Origin of the sequence: Glycomyces dulcitolivorans, from assembly GCF_003265355.1 — a bacterium.
Lineage (GTDB): Bacteria > Actinomycetota > Actinomycetes > Mycobacteriales > Micromonosporaceae > Glycomyces > Glycomyces dulcitolivorans.
Genome location: NZ_QFRW01000155.1, coordinates 1 through 3,210, shown reverse-complemented (window position 1 = coordinate 3,210; position 3,210 = coordinate 1). Strand labels below are relative to the sequence as shown.

The 3,210-nt window shown below is 69.3% G+C and carries 3 protein-coding genes; 1 reads left to right on the top strand and 2 read right to left on the bottom strand.

From position 1 onward, the window contains the following. Window positions 1–92: 92 nt before the first annotated feature. Entirely contained in the window at window positions 93–1,157 is a 1,065-nt protein-coding gene (locus DI269_RS13360; RefSeq protein WP_157974965.1) for an ABC transporter substrate-binding protein, read from the bottom strand. Window positions 1,158–1,352: 195 nt separating this feature from the next. Between DI269_RS13360 and DI269_RS13355 the strand changes: the two genes are divergently transcribed. Then, entirely contained in the window at window positions 1,353–2,792 is a 1,440-nt protein-coding gene (locus tag DI269_RS13355; RefSeq protein WP_112136641.1) for an RICIN domain-containing protein, read from the top strand. Window positions 2,793–2,826: 34 nt separating this feature from the next. Here the strand turns inward: DI269_RS13355 and DI269_RS13350 are convergent. Continuing rightward, a partial coding sequence (locus DI269_RS13350) for a helix-turn-helix domain-containing protein (protein WP_157974964.1) occupies window positions 2,827–3,210 on the bottom strand: 384 nt, incomplete at its 5' end.

The window sequence follows — 3,210 nt, the reverse complement described above, 5'->3', positions numbered from 1 at the left end:
GGCGAGCCCGAGGGCCCGGCGCCGCCGCCGGTCGACCGGGACCGCTTCCGCCGCAGCGGTGTCCGCCGTGGCCCGCGCGGGCCGGGCGCCGGTCATGCCGCGAGCGCCTGCTCGACGACTTCGAGGAACGCGAGCTGGCCGCTGGGGGAGCCGAAGGTCATCTCGAACTCGTAGCCGACGATGCCGTCGTTCTGGACGAAGTCGAGGTCGCCCCACAGCGGGTTCTGGGCGGCGTCGTCGAGGAGCTGCTGGAACACCGCTTCTTCCTCGTCGCCGAGGCCGCGGATCATGAACGCGTAGTCGATCCCGTCCATCTTGCCGATCTGCTCGCCGCTGAGCGCCTCGCCTTCGCGGTCGTTCTCCAGGGAGGTCGGGGCGATGGTGAGGCCGAGGTCGGCGAAGACCTGGCATTCGACGCCGGCGTAGCAGCCGGTCTGGAACTGGTCCTCCCAGTAGCCGACGGGGGCGACGGTGATGGACGCCGGGTCCTCGATCCGGGCGGCGACCTCGGCGATGCGGGCGTCGTAGACGGCCTTCCACTCCTCGTAGTACCGGGTGCGGCCGAGGGCGGCGGCGGTCTCCTCGAAGTGTTCCATCCAGGAGCGGCCGTCGAAGGCGTCGACGCTGTAGGTGGGGGCGATCTCGGGGAGGCGCTCGACGACGTCGGGGTCGTAGCCGAGGCCGTTGAGGATGAAGTCGGGTTCGGCGAGGAGGATCGACTCGTAGTCGTACTCGGGGAAGTTCGCGAAGGTCGAGACGTCGGCGAGGGCTTCCTGCGGGAAGAAGCACGGGAACGTGGTGTACCCGGCGTCGCCGCGGATGGGCTGCGAGCTGGCGAGCGGGTAGCGCAGCCAGGTGAGGATGTCGACGTCGGTGGTGTACATGCCGAGTGCGGCCTGGGGCGCGACGGGCAGGTCGACGTCGCCGAACTGGGTGGCCACGGTCTGGGTGCCGGTGCCTTCGGCGACGGGCGGGAGCTCGGGCAGCTCGGGGACGACGGCCTCCTGGCACTGCTCGCTGAGCCGGTCCTCGCGCTCGGCGGTGTCGTCGGCCGCCTCGGTGGGGGCGTCGGTGGTGCAGGAGGCGGCCATCATGAGTCCGGCCACGCTCGCCAGGATCGCGGTCGCCCTGCGGCGCAACGTCTTTCGGGGGGTCAACGTCTTCCTCCTTGTTTAGGTAAGCCTTACCTTAGAGGACGTCGAGCCTCACTCGCAACAGCGGCCTTGCGGTGTGACCCGCCCTTGCGCGGCCGCACTCCGATTATGTAAATTGATGAAAGTAAATAGTCACCGCCTTCGATACCCGGCATGACGAGGGACGTGACCCGAACTCCGACAAGGAGACCCACGACCATGAACTCCATACCGGCGCGCCTGCGCCGACCCGTCCTCGCCCTCGCAGTCCTCCTGGCCGCCGCCCTCGCCGCGACCTCCATCAGCCTCTGGCAGACCGCCAAGGCCGAAGCCGTCGAGGCCGGCACCTGGTACAACCTCGAATCCCGCCACTCGGGCCTCGTGCTCGGCATCCGCGCGGCGTCCACCGCGAGCGGTGCCGAGCTCGTCCAGTGGTCGAGCAACGGCTCGACCGACCAGCAGTTCCGTTTCGTCGACGTCGGCGGGGGCTATTTCCGGATCGAGAACCGGCTGTCGGGTCTGGTCCTGGACGTGGCGTCCGGTTCGACCGCCGACGGCGCGAAGGTCCAGCAGTGGGGCTGGTCGGGCGCCACGAACCAGCAGTGGCGCGTCACCGAATCGGGCGGGTACGCGACCATCGTCAACCGCGCCTCAGGCAAGGCCCTGGACGTCTGGGAGTGGTCGACGGCCAACGGCGGCAGGATCTCCCAGTACACGCCCACCGGCGCCGTCAACCAGCAGTGGGAACTCATCCCCGCCGAAGGCGCCCGCCCCGCCAACGTCGACCGCCTCGAAGGCTTCGCCCAAGGCGTCACCGGAGGCCAAGGCGGCACCACCGTCACCGTCACCACCCAGGCCGACCTCGAACGCTACGCCGCCGCCTCCGGCGCCTACACCGTCAAGGTCGCGGCCACGATCAACATCAGCCCCAAGGGCAAGGAGATCAGCGTCGGCTCCAACAAGACCATCATCGGCGTCGGCACCTCCGGCCAGATCGTCGGCGGCGGCTTCTTCCTCGGCGCCGGCACGAACAACGTCATCATCCGCAACCTCACCATCCGCGACACCCTCATGGCCGACGACGACCCCGGCGACGACGCCTACGACTACGACGGCATCCAGATGGACACCGCCTCCAACGTCTGGATCGACCACAACCGCATCTACAACATGAACGACGGCCTCATCGACTCCAGAAAGGACACCACCAACCTCACGGTCTCCTGGAACGAGCTGGGGCCGAACAACAAGTCCTTCGGCATCGGCTGGACCACCAACGTCACCTCGCGGATCACCATCCACCACAACTGGATCCACGGCACCAACCAGCGCAACCCCAGCACCGACAACGTCGCGCTGGCGCACCTGTACAACAACTACCTCCAGGACATCTCCGGGTACGGGAACTACTCGCGCGGCTCCACCAAGATGGTCCTGGAGAACTCGTACTTCGACTCCGTGAACGACCCGTACTACCCGGACGCGACCGCGCAGCTGCGCCAGAGCGGCAGCATCTGCGTCGACTGCACGGGCGACCGCGTGACCAGCGGCTCCGCCTTCACGCCGTCGGACTACTACTCGTACACACTGGACGCCGCGAGCGCCCTGCCGACCCTCCTCGACACCTACGCCGGCCCCCAGTCCTGGCTCGGCGTCTAGCCTTCCGGTCCCCGGAGGCTCCGGTCTCCGGGGACTACCCGACCGGCCCCCGCGCCCGGAACGCCGTGGGCGTCAACCCGTGCTGGCGCGCGAACTGCCGCGAGAAGTACATCGGGTCCTCGTACCCGGCCTCCCGCGCCACCGCCGCGACCGGCAGCGCCGTCCCGTCCAGCAGCTCGCGCGCCCGCGCCATCCGCAACTGCACCTGAAACTTCAACGGCGACAGGCCGAGCCGCTCCCGGAACAACGCACTCAACTGCGAGGCGCTCAGCCCCACCATCGCCGCCAGCGCCGTCACCGACGTGCGGCGCGGCGCGGTCTCCCGCAAGTGCTCCACCGCCCGCTCCAGCGGGCTCAGGCTCGGCCCCGGCGCGCGCCGCCCCGTGGCCGCCACCTGCGCGAGCGCATGCCACGCGGC

Excerpts from the sequence above, each read along its gene's own strand:
- DI269_RS13355 (WP_112136641.1), top strand. The coding sequence starts at position 1,353 with ATGAACTCCATACCGGCGCGCCTGCGCCGACCCGTCCTCGCCCTCGCA.